Source organism: Saccharibacillus deserti (genome assembly GCF_013618475.1).
GTDB classification, from domain to species: domain Bacteria; phylum Bacillota; class Bacilli; order Paenibacillales; family Paenibacillaceae; genus Saccharibacillus; species Saccharibacillus deserti.
Genome location: NZ_JABJVN010000001.1, coordinates 562,572 through 581,179 on the forward strand (window position 1 = coordinate 562,572; position 18,608 = coordinate 581,179).

At 54.9% G+C, this 18,608-nt stretch carries 20 protein-coding genes; 15 read left to right on the plus strand and 5 right to left on the minus strand.

What is annotated here, in order from left to right; all coding sequences use genetic code 11:
• Window positions 1-276: 276 nt before the first annotated feature.
• Window positions 277-1,734, plus strand: coding sequence for a serine hydrolase domain-containing protein (locus HOP44_RS02470; protein ID WP_172250242.1), 1,458 nt, complete (start codon window positions 277-279; stop codon window positions 1,732-1,734).
• A 147-nt stretch (window positions 1,735-1,881) separates the two neighbouring features.
• Here HOP44_RS02470 and HOP44_RS02475 read toward each other — a convergent pair whose 3' ends face one another.
• Entirely contained in the window at window positions 1,882-2,757 is an 876-nt protein-coding gene (locus HOP44_RS02475; protein WP_172251521.1) for an SDR family oxidoreductase, read from the minus strand.
• Window positions 2,758-2,913: 156 nt separating this feature from the next.
• Between HOP44_RS02475 and HOP44_RS02480 the strand changes: the two genes are divergently transcribed.
• The 3 genes from HOP44_RS02480 (at window position 2,914) to HOP44_RS02490 (ending at window position 5,519) form a co-directional block, all read left to right on the plus strand.
• Window positions 2,914-3,936, plus strand: a complete 1,023-nt coding sequence (locus tag HOP44_RS02480; protein WP_172250244.1) for a helix-turn-helix transcriptional regulator — start codon at window positions 2,914-2,916, stop codon at window positions 3,934-3,936.
• Window positions 3,933-4,433, plus strand: coding sequence for a Crp/Fnr family transcriptional regulator (locus tag HOP44_RS02485; protein ID WP_172250246.1), 501 nt, complete (start codon window positions 3,933-3,935; stop codon window positions 4,431-4,433). Before HOP44_RS02480 ends, HOP44_RS02485 begins: the two co-directional genes overlap by 4 nt.
• Window positions 4,434-4,820: 387 nt before the next feature.
• On the plus strand, window positions 4,821-5,519 hold the full coding sequence (locus HOP44_RS02490) for a YitT family protein (protein WP_172250248.1): 699 nt from the start codon (window positions 4,821-4,823) through the stop codon (window positions 5,517-5,519).
• Window positions 5,520-5,643: 124 nt separating this feature from the next.
• Here the strand turns inward: HOP44_RS02490 and HOP44_RS02495 are convergent, their stop codons facing one another.
• A complete protein-coding gene (locus HOP44_RS02495) occupies window positions 5,644-5,841 on the minus strand; it encodes a DUF2188 domain-containing protein (protein WP_172250250.1) in 198 nt (65 codons plus the stop codon).
• Between the two features lie 192 nt (window positions 5,842-6,033).
• On the opposite strand from HOP44_RS02495, the gene HOP44_RS02500 reads away from it, so the two are divergent.
• Window positions 6,034-6,567: an NADPH-dependent FMN reductase gene (locus tag HOP44_RS02500; protein WP_172250252.1), complete on the plus strand. Its 534-nt coding sequence runs from the start codon at window positions 6,034-6,036 to the stop codon at window positions 6,565-6,567.
• 111 nt (window positions 6,568-6,678) lie between these two features.
• Here HOP44_RS02500 and msrA read toward each other — a convergent pair whose 3' ends face one another.
• On the minus strand, window positions 6,679-7,653 hold the full coding sequence (gene msrA, locus HOP44_RS02505) for a peptide-methionine (S)-S-oxide reductase MsrA (protein ID WP_172250254.1): 975 nt from the start codon (window positions 7,651-7,653) through the stop codon (window positions 6,679-6,681).
• 320 nt (window positions 7,654-7,973) lie between these two features.
• Between msrA and HOP44_RS02510 the strand changes: the two genes are divergently transcribed.
• Both HOP44_RS02510 and HOP44_RS02515 read left to right on the plus strand, forming a co-directional pair.
• Window positions 7,974-8,942 carry a Gfo/Idh/MocA family protein gene (locus tag HOP44_RS02510; protein WP_172250256.1) on the plus strand — a complete coding sequence of 323 codons (969 nt, stop codon included), beginning with the start codon at window positions 7,974-7,976 and terminating at the stop codon, window positions 8,940-8,942.
• 27 nt (window positions 8,943-8,969) lie between these two features.
• Entirely contained in the window at window positions 8,970-9,338 is a 369-nt protein-coding gene (locus HOP44_RS02515) for a hypothetical protein (protein ID WP_216667448.1), read from the plus strand.
• A 109-nt stretch (window positions 9,339-9,447) separates the two neighbouring features.
• Here the strand turns inward: HOP44_RS02515 and HOP44_RS02520 are convergent, their stop codons facing one another.
• Window positions 9,448-10,272, minus strand: a complete 825-nt coding sequence (locus HOP44_RS02520) for an AraC family transcriptional regulator (RefSeq protein ID WP_172250258.1) — start codon at window positions 10,270-10,272, stop codon at window positions 9,448-9,450.
• A gap of 185 nt (window positions 10,273-10,457) precedes the next feature.
• On the opposite strand from HOP44_RS02520, the gene HOP44_RS02525 reads away from it, so the two are divergent.
• From HOP44_RS02525 to HOP44_RS02560, 8 genes are all read left to right on the plus strand, one after another.
• Window positions 10,458-11,549 (plus strand): Gfo/Idh/MocA family protein, encoded by a 1,092-nt coding sequence (locus HOP44_RS02525; RefSeq protein ID WP_172250260.1) that lies wholly within the window; start codon window positions 10,458-10,460, stop codon window positions 11,547-11,549.
• A gap of 23 nt (window positions 11,550-11,572) precedes the next feature.
• Window positions 11,573-12,343, plus strand: coding sequence for a sugar phosphate isomerase/epimerase family protein (locus tag HOP44_RS02530; protein ID WP_172250262.1), 771 nt, complete (start codon window positions 11,573-11,575; stop codon window positions 12,341-12,343).
• On the plus strand, window positions 12,336-13,418 hold the full coding sequence (locus HOP44_RS02535) for a Gfo/Idh/MocA family protein (protein WP_172250264.1): 1,083 nt from the start codon (window positions 12,336-12,338) through the stop codon (window positions 13,416-13,418). Before HOP44_RS02530 ends, HOP44_RS02535 begins: the two co-directional genes overlap by 8 nt.
• A gap of 151 nt (window positions 13,419-13,569) precedes the next feature.
• On the plus strand, window positions 13,570-14,538 hold the full coding sequence (locus HOP44_RS02540) for a TIM barrel protein (RefSeq protein ID WP_172250266.1): 969 nt from the start codon (window positions 13,570-13,572) through the stop codon (window positions 14,536-14,538).
• Window positions 14,539-14,593: 55 nt separating this feature from the next.
• Complete coding sequence (locus HOP44_RS02545) at window positions 14,594-15,325, plus strand: ThuA domain-containing protein (RefSeq protein WP_172250268.1); 732 nt, start codon at window positions 14,594-14,596, stop codon at window positions 15,323-15,325.
• Window positions 15,326-15,575: 250 nt separating this feature from the next.
• Window positions 15,576-16,259 (plus strand): uracil-DNA glycosylase, encoded by a 684-nt coding sequence (locus tag HOP44_RS02550; protein WP_172250270.1) that lies wholly within the window; start codon window positions 15,576-15,578, stop codon window positions 16,257-16,259.
• Window positions 16,260-16,354: 95 nt separating this feature from the next.
• Entirely contained in the window at window positions 16,355-16,684 is a 330-nt protein-coding gene (locus HOP44_RS02555) for a winged helix-turn-helix transcriptional regulator (protein ID WP_216667449.1), read from the plus strand.
• 135 nt (window positions 16,685-16,819) lie between these two features.
• Complete coding sequence (locus tag HOP44_RS02560) at window positions 16,820-17,557, plus strand: hypothetical protein (protein WP_172250272.1); 738 nt, start codon at window positions 16,820-16,822, stop codon at window positions 17,555-17,557.
• 51 nt (window positions 17,558-17,608) lie between these two features.
• Here the strand turns inward: HOP44_RS02560 and HOP44_RS02565 are convergent, their stop codons facing one another.
• Window positions 17,609-18,325, minus strand: a complete 717-nt coding sequence (locus HOP44_RS02565; protein WP_172250274.1) for a Crp/Fnr family transcriptional regulator — start codon at window positions 18,323-18,325, stop codon at window positions 17,609-17,611.
• Window positions 18,326-18,608: the final 283 nt, after the last annotated feature.

Genomic DNA, 18,608 nt, shown 5'->3' on the forward strand with positions numbered 1-18,608 from the left:
GGATCGCTGGTAGGGTCATCCGGTCTTCGGTTTCGCCGGAACGATTCGTTTGTCTTGTTTATTGTATCAAATTCGTAAATAAACGTCAAAAAATAACTTGCTATACTTTATAAAGTTAAAATCGAGTAAGGCAGGGCCTTTTGCCCGAGTTCCAGACGGCAGACAAAGAACGCGGTTTCGAGTATCCTTCTTGAAGCCAGGCACAACTATTGGCCTGCGAACCGGTATAATACAACAGATACAGCATCGAAGGCGATAACAGGAGGATGTACACACATGGGATTCAGGTTCAAAAAAAGTTCCGCCGGCATCAAAAGAGTATGGGGAGCCGCACTGGCGCTGGCACTTGCTGCGGGAACGGCTTACGCGGCCGATCCGGCCGCGGCCGCAGTCGCAGCCGTGCGGCCAAGCGCGGGCCCGGCTGCGGCCGCCATTTCCGCGGAAATCGACGGGCAGCCCGCACTGTGGGGCAATCAAGCCTATCTGTATCGTTCGCTGACCTATGTTCCGGTCCGCGAAGGCGCGGTATCGCTCGGCGCGCAGGTCAAGTGGGACAAGACGCGCCGCGCCGCGACCGTCACTTACGGCGGCGACGAACTTCTATACCGCCCGGGTTCCGACCACGTGTCCGTCAACGGCTTCGAACTGCATATGCCGGGAACGGCCCGGTATGTGAACGGCATTCTGACTGTGCCTCTTCGCGGCCTGACCGAACCGCTGCAAGCGGGAATCCGGCCGTCGACGAATACGGGCAGTCTGAAATTGTCGCTGACGACAGATAAAGAGACGAAGATCGAGCCTGGTCTTGCAGCCGTTGACGATTATTTGAAACGTCAAGGTTTCTCGGGCAGCGTACTGGTGGCCCAAAACGGCGAAGTGCACATGCGCAAAGCTTACGGGCTGGCTTCCGCGGCGACGCGCGTCCGTCCGACCGACAAGATGAGGCTCGGTTCGCTGACCAAAACATTCACGGCGGCTTCCATTATGAAACTCCAAGAAGAAGGCAGGCTGAACGTCGAAGACACGCTGTCTTCGTATATTCCCGATTATCCGCGCGGCGACGAAATCACGCTGTCCATGCTGCTCTCGCATACATCGGGCATCGCGCTCAATTTTGCCCGCAAAGAAGGCACGCCGCTGCTCCGGACCGTCGAAGAGATCAAAGGCAGTTCGCTGAAATTCGCTCCGGGTACCGATTATATGTACAGCAACAGCGGTTATGTGCTGCTGGCTTTTATTATCGAGCAGGTATCCGGCATGAGTTATGCGGACTTCGTGCAGTCGCAGTTCTTCGAGCCGCTTGGCATGAACGACAGCGGGACGGCGTCGCGCGACATCCGGATTCCTACCGGATACGAATACGACAAGTCGCATCGGATCTGGAAAAGCGTCGACGAGTATTACTTTTCGCCTTCCGGCACCGGCAGTTTGTATTCGACCCTCGACGATCTGCAGATCTGGGCGGATTCGCTGAGCGCGGGCAAAGTGCTCTCCGAACAAACGTTGGAAGCCATGTACACGCCGACTCCCTACAAGAACTACGGCTACGGCTGGATGACCGAAGGGGAAGGCGAAGACAAAGTGGTGTTCCACAGCGGCGGCGGAAGCGGCTATACGACCGGGATTCGGCGCGGCCTCGGCGACGGTACCCTTGTCGTGCTGCTCGGCAATCTCGGCGGTCTCGATACCAACGCCATGACCGCCGAAATCCGGGAGCTGGCGTTCGCGGAATAAGTCGGCGGAATCCGAAAGTCCGATAAAAACCACAAACAAAGCCGCCAGCTGCAGGCCCGGCGGCTTTTGTCGTATCGAAAATTCCGGCTGTGGAGGGAAGCGGACCTGCCCGGACGCCTGTCTCCCGCAGTCTGTATGCCGTTGGATTCAGCCCAGTCCGTTCTCGGCGGCATAGCGTCCCCAATGCGGACGGGTTCCGTCCGCGTCGACGAAGCCGTACCGGTCCGAAAGTTCCCAGGAACTCAGTGCCCGGCCCGTAAAGGCCATCAGCTCGGGATCGGCGGCGAGCCTGGCGGCGGCCTGTCCGACATAAGCGGGAGTTTCCGACGATATAAAATGCGGTTCCTGTTTCGCCGCTTCGCGCCAATTCGTTTCGCTTACGCCAAAATGGTCCAGCATCGCTTCGGATCGGAGGAATCCAGGCGTCAGCGCGACGGCGGCAATTCCGTGCGGCCGCAGTTCTTCGGCCATGGCCGCGGCCAGATGGATGCCCGATACTTTGGCCAGGCTGTAGTACACGTTGCCGCGGAAACGATAGTCCGTACCGTCGGTGATTTCCATGACAACGCCGCCGGGGCGATTCAGCATCAGCGGAAGCATATACCGGGACGTGATCAGATGCGTATGCACCGAGCGGCGCTGGATGAGCAGACCGTCTTCGAGAGAATGTTCCCACAGTTTCTGGTCCCAGCGTGTCAGGCCGTCTCCGCCCCAGATATCGTTGACGAGGATGTCCAACCCGCCCGCTTCGGCCGCGATCCGCTCGGCCAGGCGTTCTACCTGCCGCGGTTCGGAGTGGTCGACCCGGACTGCCGAAGCCGTGCCCCCGGCAGCCTGTACCATTTCGGCCGTCTCTTCGATCGTTTCGCTCCGGCGCATATCGGATTGATCCGCTCTTGTGGTGCGTCCGGTTACATACACATGCGCTCCCAAGGCACCCAGCTCGCGGGCGATTCCGCGCCCGGCTCCCCGGGTCGCTCCTGCGACCAGTGCCGTTTTGCCGCTCAGCGGCTTGTTATTCATAGACATGCCAGCCCCTCTTTCCGTATTTGTCGTGTCGGATACGGCCGATCGGGAAGATCGGACCCTTGCCCGCTTTTTGAATATAAGCCATAATAGATGACAACCTTTGTCTTATATCAAAAGCCTGAAAAAATACGGAAAAAGGGAGCCTGACGCATGAGAGGGGATCGACTGCTCAAGATTGTGCTGCTGCTCCAGAGCCGAAGCCGCATGTCGACACGCGAGCTGGCGGAAGAGCTGGAAGTGACGCCGAGAACCGTAAGCCGCGATCTGGAGGCGTTGGGACAGTCGGGTATTCCCATTGTCGCCTATCGCGGACGCTTCGGCGGCTGGAGTCTGATGGAAGGCTACCGCAGCGGCCTGACCGGCATGACACCGGATGAAGCGGCGGCCCTGCTGCTGCGCGCTTCTTCGGGGCCGCTGCAGGATTTGGGTTTTAAAGAACCTTATGAACGGGCGCTGCATAAATTGAGAACCGTTTATCCCGAGCCCCGTCCCAAAAGCGCGGACTTTCTGAGCCGGCGCCTGCTGATCGACGAATCGGGTTGGCACGCTCGCGCAGCCGGCGTTCCCGAATCCCTGCCGGTCTGCCAGGAAGCGGTTCTGGAACAACGGCAGCTGCGTTTTGTATATGTCAAATCGGCAGAAGAGCCGACCGGATCGCCTGTCGGCCGGATCGTGGATCCGCTGGGTCTCGCGGTCAAGCGAAGCGTGTGGTACCTGGTGGCCCGGGAGGATACGGCGATCAAGACGTTCCGCGTCTCCAAGATCACGGAGGCCCAATGTCTGGAGCGGACGTTCGATTATCCGGGCACGTTCAATCTGGCCGATTACTGGCAGGAATCGCTGCGGACTTTTCCGGACACGCTTCCCCGATACGAAGCCGGGCTTCGCGTCGAGGCGGAAGCTCTGGAAGCATTTCGCTCCGAGCGTTACGTGCGGGTGCGGCATACGGAACTTTTGGAAGACGGCGGGTACGCGGTTCAAGCGGATCTGGCCACTGCGGAGTTCGCGCTGCGCTTTGTACTCGGTTTGGGGACGGCGGTGAGGGTTCTTGAACCCCGGGAGCTGGCGGAGCGGGTAGCGGCGGAGGCTGAGCGCATCATGAAGCTGTACCGGCCGCTGCCGGTCGAAACGCCCGGCAGCGATACGACAACGGAAAAGAGGGAACAAGCATGATTTTGCACAAAGGAGAAATATTGTTCCGGCAGGGCGACGACGGAAAATATTTGTATCGGGTACACAGCGGGCTGTTCAAAGTCACGCGGCTGCACGAGAACGGAAACATCATTTTGTTCAACGTGTTTTATGCCGGGGAAGTGGTGCCCCATCATTCGCTTATCAGTCCCAAAGAAACGCACGGAACCGCTACGGCGATGGTTCGCAGCGAAGTGGAGCCGATTCTGGCGGCCGACTGGTACAAGAACCTGGCGGAAAACCCGGAGAAAGCTCTTGAAATTGCTCTGCTGCTGCAGGAGAAAGTCCGTTTTATGCAGCAGCGGATCGATCATCTGACAGCCGGAACGCCGGCGGAGAGATTGAGTCTGCTGCAGCATTGGATGGGAACCTATACATACGGCCAGCCGCTCACCGATCTGCTGACCCAGGAAGAAATCGGCCAACTGATTGGACTGCGTCGGGAAACCGTCAATCGTCTGCTGCGTGCGGCCAAGTAACTTTTTTGCGAAAAAAACATATATTTTACATGGAAATGACAAAGAACACCATCATTTTGTCGCTTCGGCGGCATTTTTGTGGTAAAATAGTTTAAAAAGGTGACTGCGCTGGGTAAGTAATTCTCAGACTTCACCATCCAATTACAGAAAGGATCAGGATACCATGAGTCCCCGAAGGAGTATTCCCCAAAGGACAATCTGGAAACGTTACGATCTCTCCTATACTTAGCGCCTTTCGTAGATAGTTTGTCGGACGACCGTTATTGACAAACGCTGCGAAAGGAAGGGAACACCCATGCGAAGGACGAAGGCCTCGCGGTTTTCCTCTCTTGGCCGCAGCATTTTGTCGATTTGAGACAAATACTGCGAAAATGAGGAGATCATCGTATGAAGGCAAAAGGGAAAAGGATGAAGCGGTCCGCGCAGGCGGCCGCGATCTTAACAGGCACGTTCGTTATGGCATTCGCGTTTTATCACATTAATTTTCAAAACCATCTTTCGGAAGGCGGTTTTGTCGGCATTTCGCTGCTCGGCGAGTATGCGTTCGGGCTTTCGCCCGCGCTGACCATTCTGCTGCTCGACATTCCGTTCATGCTGCTGTTCGCCCTCAAAAAAGGGTGGAGGAACATGGGACCTGCCGTTCTTGCGGCGGGATCGTTTACGGTTTTCTACGCCGGCATCGAACATTTCTCGACCCTGAATTTCGATCTGCACGGACAGCTTTGGCTGGCCGCTCTGCTGTCGGGAATTCTGACGGGAATCGGCGGAGGACTGGTGCTGCGCTGCGGCGGAGCGACAGGCGGAGACGATTGTGCCGCTATCTGGCTGCATGAGAAGACCGGCCTTAAAATCGGAACCGTCTTTATTTTGATGGATGCTTCCGTCCTGCTGCTGTCGCTGTTTTATCTGCCGCTGGCCGAGACGCTGTACACCGTAGCTGCCGTATGTATCGGAGGCAAAGTGATTACCTGGATGGTGGAACCGCAGATTCTGCGCCACGGTCTGGTATCGATCACGCGTATCTTGGCACCTTCGAAACGTCATGGACATGTCGCACCGGAAGTCAAAGGTTTGAATAGAGTGTAAGATACAGGGCCCAAGGGGAAGGCCCGGAGCCGCCAACTTCCCCGTCCCTAAAAAACCGTTCCGATTTTCTCCGTGTTGGAGAAAGCCGAAACGGTTTTTTTTATCCGCTGCCTGTACAGCTGCGTTAATCCGACGATTTCGAATTTCCGTGCTGAGGATGGTTTTCGTCCCATTCTTCCGCTTTTGCCGTAGCGATCGCGATCGCGCGGCCTTCTTCGTACCCTTCGTCAAGCAGCGCGTTGGCGATTTCGATCGCTTTTTCGCGCACGCGTTCGTCCAGGTTTTTCATCGACTGCGGATAATCCTTTTTGTTCCAGGGCATGCCGGTTCCTCCTGTTCGGATAAAATGAATACCATAAAGCTATGTTTATTACCTACCCGGAACGAAAAGAGATAAATCACAGAAAAATGACGACAGGCGGACAAAGAATGTTCAAAATTAAAACTTCCTGTTATGATAAAAAACGGGTTCCAAAAAAACAGGAAAATTGACAGGGATGGAAGGGGCTTGACCATGAAAGTGACTTTGATTGCAGGAAGCAACCGGGAGCAGGCCAGCAGTACGCAGTTGACCTTCTATATCGCGAAATTGCTGGAAGAACAAGGATTCGAAGCGGAAGTGTTCAGTTTGTACGAACACCAACTGCCGCTGTACGGCCCCGGAGAAGCCTACGGACATGAAGAAGTGCTCAAATTGTCGCAGGCTGTCAAGTCGGCTCAGGCCGTTGTCTTGGCTACGCCGGAATATCATTCTTCGATCTCGGGCGTGCTCAAAAATGCGCTTGATTTCCTGAACAGCGAATATTTCGAAGGCAAACCCGTGCTGTCGGCAAGTTCGGCGGGCGGAACCGTGGGCGTCTCTTCGCTGGGCACTCTTCAAGGCATCGTCCGCAATCTGCACGGCCTGAACTGCCCGGAATGGATCTCGATCGGCAGCGACCAGCGCAAATTCGACGAAAACGGCGATCCGACCGATTCGGCTACCGAACTGCGGATCCGCAAAGCGGTCGATACCTTCGTTCATCTGATCCGCCGGATGTACGTTTAAGACTTCCGGAAAAATCCTTCGGCGCTTGCCGGCGGGGGTTCCCAAAGCCTAGCAGATTCAATGAAAAACCCCCGGAACGCCGCTGCAGCGGTGTCCAGGGGCTTTTGCGATTTACGGCTGGGCAAACATCGCGCGGTACTCGCCGTAGCCTTCTTCTTCGAGTTTATCCGCCGGTACGAAACGCAGAGCCGCGGAGTTGATACAGTAGCGCAGACCGTCCGGGCCCGGACCGTCGTCGAATACGTGGCCCAGATGGGAATCGGCTTCTTTGCTGCGGACTTCGGTCCGGATCATGAAGTGGGTCAAATCGACTTTTTCCTTCACGTGGTAATCGCGGATCGGTCGGGTGAAGCTCGGCCAGCCGCAGCCGGAATCGTATTTGTCGAGGGAGCTGAACAGCGGTTCGCCCGAGACGATATCGACGTAGATGCCTTCGCCGTGATGATCCCAGAATTCGTTGCGGAAAGCGGGTTCCGTTCCGTTTTTCTGGGTGACATTGTATTGGATATCGGTCAGCTTTTGTTTCAGATCGCTTTTGTCGATCGTTTTTTTCCAATGATCTTCGATAAAAGCTTCGCGTCCGGACGCTTTTTTGTAGCGGTTGTAATGTGCCGGATTTTTTTTGTGGTACTCTTGATGGTACTCTTCGGCTTCATAGAACGTTTCGGCCGGACGGATCGGCGTGACGATCGGTTTGTCGAAGCGGCCGCTTTCGCCCAATGCTTTTTTGGAAGCTTCGGCTTTGATCCGCTGCTCCTCCGTATGGTAGAAGATCGCGGTGCCGTAAGAAGATCCGCGGTCGTGGAATTGTCCGCCGCCGTCCGTCGGATCGATCTGCTGCCAGAACAGTTCGAGCAGTTTCTCATACGGGAAAATGTCCGGATTGAACGTGATCTGAACGGCTTCGACGTGTCCGGTCGTTTCGGAACACACTTCTTTGTAAGTCGGGTTTTCGGTATGTCCGCCTGTATATCCCGAGCGGACTTTGACGATGCCGGGCAGGTCTTCGAACGGCGTAACCATACACCAGAAGCAGCCTCCCGCAAATGTTGCCTTTTCGATCATGGAAGATGAATAATCGGCCATGGTTAATCCCTCCGCAACTTTTATTTTAAACGATTATCTGACGGGCAATTAAATGGAACTATATTTTAAATTATAAACGATTTCGTCAAGTTCGCCAAGTCCGCGCCTTTCTTTGCACGCGGCTTCCGGTACTTTTGCGTCCTACTAAAGCTAGTAAACGTTCCGTCAGTCCGCGAATCAGGAGAGAAGGCGAAGAAGTCTTCCGGAGACGGACGTTCTTTTTGCCAAGCTTCGGCCGTGAGGGTATACTCGAAAAGGAAGCGATACGTCCCGCCGAGGGAACATCGCAAGCGGCACTTGAAGAAAGCGGGGAACCCGAAATGAAGAATACCGCCCGTCCGGCAGCAGCCGGAGAAGCGAAGCGGAGAACACGCATTGCGCTGGTAGGAATCGGAGGCATTGCGGAAAAGGTGTACCTTCCTCTGCTGGCCGGGCATCCGGAAGCGGAAGTCGTCGGTCTGGTCAGCCGGACGGAGGAGCGTGTACGCGAAGCTTCTTTGCGGCATCGGATCGAGCAGGCCTCGACCGATCTCGACGATCTGTTTCGCTGGCAGCCCGACGCGGCGTTTGTGCACACGGCCACCGATTCGCATTACGCAATCGTAATGAAGTGTCTGGAGGCGGGCCTGCCGGTCTATGTCGACAAGCCGCTTTCGACCGATCCGGCCGAGTGCCGGGCCATGGCCGCCAAAGCGGAACGGCAGGACCTTCTGCTCGGCGTGGGATTTAACCGCCGGTATGCGCCGCTGTATACGCAAGCGCGAGCCTGGATCGAGGCATCCGGGGGATTCGCCCAGGTTCATGCGGCCAAACACCGGACTTCGCTGCAGAACCGATCCGCCCGCGAAACGGTATATGACGATCTGATTCATATGCTCGATCTGCTGCTCTGGTTGGGCGGCGGAGAAAGCGGCAGCTTGTCCGGCAGTGTGGATACGGATACGCAAGGCCGTCTGCTGCAGGCTTTCGGTTCGATGCGTCTGGGCAAAGGCCTGGGCAGCTACGGCATGGTTCGTTCCGCCGGCCGCGATCTCGAGCGTCTGGAACTGCACGGAAACGGGCGCACGGCGGTCGTGGAAGATCTCGAGCGGGCGGTCTTTACCGAAGCGGGCGGCAGTCCGCAGGAGCAAGGCTTCGGAAGTTGGGACACCGTGCTGAAGCGCCGCGGCTTCGAAGATGTCGTGCAGCATTTCCTCGGTACGCTGCATACGCCCGGGGAATGCCGGATCCGCGCGGACCTCGTGCTGGGCTCGCATGAACTGGCGGAGCGCGCCGCAGGCCTGCTGTAACCGACGCAAAAGGAAGGAGACAAAAAGATGAGCGATTACGGAGACGACGATTACGAACGTTACGAGAGTGCCGAAGGACGGCGGGAGTGGGAGAAGAAAACGCAGGAAAAGATCGTGGAAACCTACCGCCAGGAAGAGGACATGATGATTCTCGTCTATGCGCAGTGGTGTATCAACAACGATCTCGACCCGGTTGAGCTGTATGCCAAGGCCTATCCCGAACAGCTGGCCAACGAACGGCTGGAACGCGTGCTGAAGCTGACCGTGACCAAAGAGGAAGCCGGCGATGTCACGGACGAGACGCTGCTCGGCGTCCTGTCGATGTTCGGCAACGCGGATCTCGGCATGGTGGTATCGGAAGTGATCGAAGAGAAGAAGCGCGGCAGGAACGGCTGATCCGCCGCTTGCCTGCTTGAAGTATGGGCTGCCGTTTGCAAAGAAACCGAAAATCCCGCGGGACGCCTTGAAGCGCCTGCGGGATTTTCGGTTTGGCGGCTGTCGGTTCTTACATTTTTTCCTGACGCGTATGCCGGAAAGCTTTGGGAGACATCCCGAATTTGCTGCGGAATACCCGATGGAAATACGTATAGTTGGCGAACCCCGATGTCTCGGCCACCTGTTCGAGCGGCATGGGACTGAATACGATCCGTTCTTTGGCCATATCGAGACGCACTTCGAGCGCATACTGCATGATGCTCATATCGAACGTTTCCTTGAACAGATGGACGCAGCGGGAGACGCTGGTATCGACGTAAGCGGCCACATCTTCGAGTTTAAACAGGGAAGACGCATTTTCTTCGATGTACTGTTTGATCCGGTGAGCGAGAAAAGACTTGCCCGAGGAAATCGGCTGCTCGCTCAGCAGACGGTCGGTCTCCAGACACAAAATACGCAAATAGTAATCGGAAATGCGGGGGTCCGGGTTGGAGATCCGCCGCTGTTCGATCACGATCTGGCGAAACAGGCCGAGAAGTCCTTCGCTGAGCGGGATCCGGATCCGGGTCGGGCGCCTGCGCTGGTTCCACCAGTGATCGATCCAGTCGCCGCCGAAAAAAATATGGTAATCGCCGCTTTCCATAGGACGTTCGGAGCTGCCCGAAGCGTCGGGCGGGAATATTTTCAGCTCATACGTGTCGTTCGGGCCGTACAGCAGCAAATCCCCGGCTTCGATCAGCTGCATTTTGCCGTCGACCAGCGCTTCCGAATTGCCGTCCGTCTGGAGGCGGAGCAGATAGCTGCCCAACCCTTCGGTACGGTGGACATGGAACGGTGTTCGATGGAAGGAAAATCCTGCGGTAAAAACCTGGCAGGAGAGGTCAGTCGTCTGCATAATGGCTGCTCCTTGAAAAAGAAAATAAAATAATGACCAGATTGTTCATGTTTCGATTATATTCTTCATTTTAATACAAATCGATTTGCAATACCATGAATTCGAACCAACCACACAACCGGAACCGAAAAAGAAATCGAACTAAAATCGAAGAACGACAACTTAACGGTAAGGAGTGGTGTTCCTTGAAACGAATGAAGACCGGAATTATAGGCTGCGGCAACATCAGCGCCATCTATTTGCAGAACTTGGGGAACAGCGAATGGGCCGAGGTAGTCGCAGTGGCTGACCGCATACCCGAGAAGGCGCAGGAGCGGGCCGCCGAATTCGGCATTGCAACCGCTTGCACCGTCGAAGAGCTGCTGGCCGACGAGTCGATCGAACTGGTCGTCAACCTGACGATTCCCGCCAGCCACGCCTCGATCAATCTGGCCGCTGTCCGAGCCGGCAAGCATGTGTACGGAGAAAAACCGCTTGCGGTTTCTCTCGAAGACGGCCGCCTTGTTCTGGAAGAAGCCAAGAAACGCAGTGTAAGCGTCGGGTGTGCCCCGGATACCTTTTTGGGAGCAGGCGTCAGCACCGCCCGCCGCGCCATCGAAGACGGACTCATCGGCCGGCCGGTCGCCGGTACGGCGTTTATGCTGGGTGGAGGCCCCGAAGACTGGCATACCGATCCGGAGTTTTTCTACGCCTACGGCGGCGGACCGATGTTCGACATGGGACCGTATTACCTGTCGGCGCTTGTGAATCTGCTGGGTCCCATTCAGCGGGTCAGCTCTTCCACAGGCATTCAGATTCCCGACCGGGTGATCGGATCGGGCCCCAAAGCCGGCACCCCGATTTCCGTCCAGACTCCGACCCACCTGGCCGGGACGCTCGATTTTGCGGGCGGAACGATCGTGACCATGATCATGAGCTTCGACGTTCGCGGAGCCACCGAACTTCCGAGAATGGAGATTTACGGCACATCGGGTACCTTGTCCCTGCCGGATCCCAATTTCTTCGGCGGAGACGTGCGCCTGCGGCGCGCCGGTTCGGACAATTGGGAGACGCTCAAGCCTGTATTCGAAACGGAGCGCAACGAGCGCGGGATCGGCGTGGACGACATGATCAAATCGATCCGGGAAGAACGGCGTCACCGGGCCAGCGGCGATCTGGCTTACCATGTGCTCGAAACGATGCATGCGTTCATGCGCTCATCGGCCGAAAGCCGGCATGTCACTTTGGAAAGTTCGTACAAGGTTCCTGCCGCAAGAAGAGATTCGCTCAAATTATAATTTGATGAAAAGGTGGAACGAAAATGACCCAAGTAGGACTGCAGCTGTACACCGTGCGTGAAGAAATGGAACAGGATTTCCGCGGCACGCTCGAAAAAGTGGCGGAGCTCGGTTATAAAGGCGTGGAATTCCATACGTTTTTCGGCCGCAGTGCGGAAGAAGTCAAGTCGATTCTCGACGAACTTGGCCTTGAAGCGCTCGGGACACACACTTCTTATGCCCAACTGCTGGAGCATCTCGACAGCGAAATCGCATACAACAAACAAATCGGGAACGACACGCTGATCGTGCCTTATCTGCAGGAAGAAGACCGGGTCTGGAACGAAGTCTTCGCGAATCTTGCCAAGCTCGGCAGCCGGGCGCGTGAACAGGGAGCGGTATTGGCTTACCACAACCACGATTTCGAGATGACGGAAGAAGTGAACGGCAAGCCGGTCTTCGACGCCATGTACGAAGCGGTCTCCGCCGAAGACCTCCAGGTCGAGATGGATACATGCTGGGTACATTACGGCGGCTACGATCCGGTGGAATACATCGGCCGCTACCAAGGGCGCCTGCCGATTATCCACCTCAAAGACATGACGCGCGACGCGGACGGCAAAGCCATTACGGCGGAACTTGGCGTAGGCGAAGTGGATCTCAAAGCGATTGCGGACGCCGCGGTCGAAGCCGGCGTGGAATGGATTGTCGTCGAGCAGGATTACTGCGCGGGCGGCAAACCGCTCGAAAGTATCGCCACAAGCATGGAATGGGTCAAAAAATATGCAGCCGAAGGAGCCAAACTGAATGTCTAAGACACTGAACGTTGCCGTAATCGGATGCGGAGGCATTGCCAACGGCAAACATCTTCCCGCGCTTTCCAAACAAGACAAAGCCGTACTCGTCGCTTTCTGCGATCTGGTTGAATCCCGTGCCGAGGAAGCGGCTGCCCAATACGGCGCCGAAGGCGCGAAGGTTTATACAGATTATACCGAACTGCTCAAAGACCCGAGTATCGAAGTCATTCACGTGTGTACCCCGAACGATTCCCATGCGGAAATCACGATTGCGGCGCTCGAAGCGGGCAAGCATGTCCTGTGCGAAAAACCGATGGCCAAAACGACCGAAGAAGCGCGCGGCATGATCGAAGCGGCGAAGCGTACAGGCAAAAAACTGTCGATCGCTTACCAGAACCGTTTCCGCGACGACAGTCTGCACCTGAAAGACATGTGCGAAAAAGGCGAACTCGGCGATCTCTATTACGGCAAAGCGATTGCACTGCGCCGCCGTGCCGTGCCAACCTGGGGCGTTTTCCTGGATGAAGAAAAGCAGGGCGGAGGCCCTCTGATCGATATCGGTACGCACGCGCTTGACCTGACTCTCTGGCTGATGGATAATTATAAACCGCAAAGCGTCATGGGTTCGACTTTCCACAAGCTGGGAAGCCGTGAAAATGCGGCCAACGCGTTCGGTCCTTGGGATCCGGAACAATTCAAGGTCGAAGATTCCGCATTCGGTTTCATCAAGATGCAGAACGGAGCCACGATCGTACTCGAATCCAGCTGGGCGCTCAACGTCCGCAAATTCGGCGAAGCGCAGACGCTGCTCTGCGGAACCGAAGGCGGTGCGGATATGGCCGACGGCCTCCATATCAACGGCGAGAACCGCAGCCGCTTGACGGAAACCAAAGTCGATTTCGGTTCGGGCGGCGTAGCGTTCTACGACGGCGGATCGGAGAACGCCGAAGACCGCGAAGCGCGTCAATGGCTTGAAGCCATTCTCGAAGACAAAGAGCCGATCGTAAAACCGGAGCAGGCTCTTGTCGTGACGCAGATTCTCGAAGCGATCTACGAATCCGCGAAAACGGGCAAAGCGGTGTACTTCGACTAACGAAAAACAGCCGAAAGAAGCCGGCAGCCGGAAAGTGGTACCATTTTCGGTTGTCGGAAAAGTCGAAAAATAAGGTTTTTTCGCACCTCTTTCCTATTCAGATCAAGCTAAAAATACGGATATAATAGATATATCGAGGAGGTTCGATTCAGTGAAGCTTGGAGTATTCATGGTCCTGTTCAATGGACGGGGATTCGAGGAATCCCTCGATTACGTGGTGGAAAAAGGGCTTAAAGCGGTAGAGATCGGTACAGGAGGTTATCCGGGTAACGAGTACTGCAACCCGGAAGAACTGTTGGCCGACAAGTCGAAACTGGAAGCTTTCCGAAAAGCGGTAGACTCGCGCGGCTTAACGATCAGTGCGCTGAGCTGTCACGGCAATCCTCTCCATCCGCAAAAAGCGCTCGCAAAAGCCGATCACGACGTGTTTTTGCAAAGTGTAGAACTGGCGCAGCGGTTGGGAATTCCGGTTGTCAATACCTTTTCCGGCTGCCCGGGCGACCACGAGGATGCCAAATATCCGAATTGGCCGGTAGCTCCGTGGCCGAACGATTATCAGGAGATTCTGAAATGGCAGTGGGAAGAGAAAGTCATTCCCTACTGGAAAGAAGCCGGTAAATTCGCGGAAGATCACGGCGTCAAAGTCGGGATCGAACTGCACGGCGGATTCTCGGCCCACACGCCGGCCACCCTGCTTCGTCTGCGCGAAGCGACCTGCGAAGCCGTCGGAGCCAACCTGGATCCCAGCCACATGTGGTGGCAGGGGATCGATCCGATCCAGGCCATCCGTATCCTCGGACGCGCCGGAGCCATTCACCATTTCCATGCCAAAGACATCACGATCGACCGGAACAATGTCAATATGCACGGTTTGACCGATATGCAGTCTTACACGCTTATGCAGGAACGGGCCTGGAACTTCCGCAGCGTAGGCTACGGCCACGAGCTGAAGATCTGGTCCGATATGATCAGCGAACTTCGCCTGCAGAACTACGATTATGTAGTCAGTATCGAACATGAAGACGGTCTGATGTCCGTCGACGAAGGATTCGGAAAAGCCGTTCGAAATCTTCAGCAGATCCTTATCGAAGAGCCTGCAGGAGAGATGTGGTGGGTTTAAAATAAGCGAGCGTATCGCATAAAACAATACAGGAACAACTAAGGGGATGCCGACGATGATCAACGTAACCATCTGGAACGAATTCGTACATGAACGCAGAGATGAAGATGTAAAAGCCGTTTACCCGGACGGTATTCACAAGCAGTTGGAACGCGCATTGACGCCTGAAGGATTTGCTATTCGCACCTGCACGCTCGAAGAAGACGACCACGGTTTGACAAGAGACGTGCTCGATTCGACGGATGTCATGATCTGGTGGGGACATATGGCGCACGAGCTTGTTGACGATTCGATCGCCGAAGCGGTTGCGCAGCGTGTACGCGAAGGCATGGGCCTGATCGTGCTGCATTCGGGTCACTTCTCCAAACCGTTCAAGAATCTGATGGGAACGGGCTGCGATCTGAAATGGCGCGAAGCCGGCGAGCAGGAAATTCTGTGGGCCGTAAATCCTTCGCACCCGATTGCGGAAGGCATAGGCGAGAACATCGTTCTCGAACACGAAGAGATGTACGGGGAGTTCTTCGATATTCCGACTCCCGACGAGATCGTCTTTATCAGCAACTTCTCGGGCGGCGAAGTGTTCCGCAGCGGCTGCACGTTCCGCCGCGGATCCGGCAAGATCTTCTACTTCCGTCCGGGGCACGAGACTTATCCGACTTACTACAACCCGGATATTATCCGCGTTATCTCCAATTCCATTCGGTGGGCTTATCCGGCCGCAGCAGCCAAACCGGTATACGGCAATGCACAGCCGATTCGTTCGCTGCATGCCCGCGAATTGGTATAAGTCCAAGTTTTCTCTGCAAAGTTCACACGAATTCGGGAAACGTTGATGGAAGCCGTCGGATAGACCGCTTTCGAAAAGCCGCTTTTCGCTTTATGCGAAAAAGCGGCTTTTCTCTATAGGATGAAGAGAGCGTTCACAAAATACGGAAACGGCCGTCCGAATGGTTGGCGGCCTATCGATTTTGGGGTAAAATAATAGAAATACCCGTTAACCCTTATCCAAGGCAGGGTTTCAAGAAAGGGGGATGGCGATGAAAGTAGAGTTCGGCAGCGCACCGGTGGCGGAAGAAGTCATCAAAGAATGTCTGCACAGATCCGAAGGGTACGATCTGGAAGGATTTTTGCTGGGGCAAGGTGCCATCCCGGCCCGAATCATGTTTGTCGGCGAAGCTCCCGGTGCCACGGAGATTGTGGAAGGAAGGCCGTTTACGGGACAGGCGGGCAAAGTATTGGAAGAGTATCTGGAAAAGCTCGGTTTGACGCGGCAGGATATTTATATCTCGAGTGCCGTTCGCAGCCGTCCTTTCAAGGACAAAGTCGTCGCAGGCGCAGCAATCGGGGTAATCCCGCGAATCAGCCGTTCGAACCGGACGCCTACCAAGAACGAAGTGCTCGCCCATGCGGCCATCTTGGATGCGGAGATCGAATACGTCCAGCCCGAGGTCATCGTCCCGATGGGCAATATCGGTCTTCATCGGTTGATCGGCAGTCACGAGACTATCTCTTCCCTGCACGGCAGAGCGATCGAAGGTCCGATTCAGCGTTTGGAGGATCCCGAAGATCCCCAGTCCCGCTACATTTTCGGAGAGCGTTCGTATTCGATTTTTCCTTTGTACCATCCGGCCGCCGTCATCTATAACCGTTCGCTCCAAGAGGTGATCGAGCGGGATTTACAGGCACTCAAACATTTTTTGGCGGCAAAAAATAATTCGTAAAAGCATTTTCTTTTTTCGGGAAATGTGTTAATATGAAATAAGCTAACAAATCGTAAGTTTCTCTTCAGAGGGAATCTTCTAAGAGGTGATCATCTATGATAGAGCAAAAAAACGAAATTCCCATGCAGCTTTGTCCCCGATTCGAAAGTGCTTTTTCGTTTTTGGGCAAGCGCTGGAACGGCCTGATCATTCAGACATTGATGAGCGGCGCCAAGCGGTTCAAAGATATTTCCAACCAGATCCCGATGATGAGCGACAAGATGTTGTCGGAGCGGATGAAAGATCTGGAAAGCGAAGGCATCTTGGTACGTCATGTTTATCCGGAAACCCCGGTGCGTATCGAATATGAACTGACTGAGAAGGGCCGCGCGCTTCAGCCGGTAATGCAGCAAATTCAAATGTGGGCGGAATGCTGGGTCGATTGACCGGTGATCCGCCAAGAACCCCTTTGCCGGCAAAGGGGTTCTTTTTTATTTTCCGTACGCCTCGGCGATTTGAGAAAGGCTTCCTCGTTTTGGTATAATAAGAGTGATTACGCTCAATGAAGGGAACGGAAGCCCATGCGGACAAAAATCAAACTTCCCGATCAGCGGGTTTTGCTGTTTGTGCTTGCCATCCTGCTCATTACCGCGGTAGCTGCGATGGCTGTTCTGCTGCGCTCGCCTTCGGCAGATACGGCGGCGGAAGAGGTTGGCAGCGAAAATTTCAAATTGGTGGTGGATGGGGGCATCTACATGCCGAACGAGAATCGTTCGCTTGTCAGTACGTACCGGAAAGAAGACACTATCCGTGACGCCCTGGAACGCAGCAGTATCGTCCGTTTCGACAATGAAGGACGGATTGCTTCGGTCGACGACACGGAGCTTCATTCGGAGCTGAACTGGGCGGTGAAGCAAAACGGCAAAGAGATCCCCGAAAGCGGGTTTGTGACGCGGATTCAGCCGGGAGACGAAATCATGCTGTATATAGAAGCGCCCGGTAACGGCGGCAAGCCGGTCAATACGCTTCTGATTAGCGGCGGCGAAGTGAATTCGTCTCTGGGCGGCTCTTATGCCCATCCCTACAAAGAAGGAACCATGGTCCGGGATGTGCTCAAAGCCAGCGGACTCGTAACCTTGTCGGAGAACGGGCGGACGATTCGTTTCGTTCAGGCGAGTCCCGATAGCCAGGAAGGGTATATGACGAAACCGAGCGAACGCTGGGTATTGAAAGTGAACGGAAAAGAACTCAATGATCGGGGATTCGATATGCAGCTGCAGCCGGGCGATTACGTGGAACTGACGCTTGAAAAGGCCTGACGCGGAAGTCGCAGCCCCGGTAGAACAAAGAACGACAAAAAGGCCGGATCCTCAGATCCGGCATATTTCATTTGGACAAAGTTCGCAGTGGCAGATTTCCTGCAGCATGGAGAGATTGGTAATCACGATCATGCCGTTTTCGTATTCGACCGCGCCTTTTTTACGCAGATCGCTCAGCATGCGGTTGACACTTTCGCGTGTGGCTCCGATCATGTTCGACAAATCGGTATGCGTAATCTTTTTGTTAATGAGCGTAGTGTCCCCGTGTTTCTCGCCGTAGGTGTTGCCCAGACGAATCAGGGTCGAGCAGAGAGCGCCGGGTTTGCCGTACATCATCAGGTCGCGGAATTTGGTCTGCGTCAGACGGTGATGAATCCCCATCCATTTCATGAAATCGATCGCGAAATCGCAGTGCTGGCAGATCAGAACTTCGAGATCCTTATGTTCGATAACCCCGACTTCCGTATCTTCGATCACTTCTGCGGTAAAACTGTGTTTGGTGCTGAAAAAAGGATCCGCTTGTCCAACCATGTCGTCGGATTGGTACATGTAAAGGATGAGTTCCTTGCCTTCATCGGTCGACTTGGTCAGTTTGACCCGGCCCCGTTTAATGTAATAGAGCTTGTCGGCGAGATCCCCTTCCCAGAACAAGTGAGAGCCTTCCGGAATATGACGTTCTTTCATGACGACTTCCAGACGCTTCATGTTTTGGTCCGAGAAACAACCGGTATTGCCTCGATGATTGGTGGCATGGTGGTATACACTCATCATTAACATCTCCTTTGCGCAAGCGCACACTTCGAATAGGTACTTGTTCCGCGAGGCTCCCTTTTCGCAGAGAGCTGCGCCCAAGGTGCGTTTCGCTTCTTTCTTGGGGTGGATCAGAATCAGCGTATTTGAGTTAAGCAAATTTCAGATTAATTATAACCGAAATTTCAAGTTATTGGAGCTTGAGTAAAAGAAAAGATGGCGAAACTTTGAACTTTGTGACTTTTTTCACTTTACTTCTTTATCATGAAGGAAACCGAGAACTTTGTCAATTCTTATTACG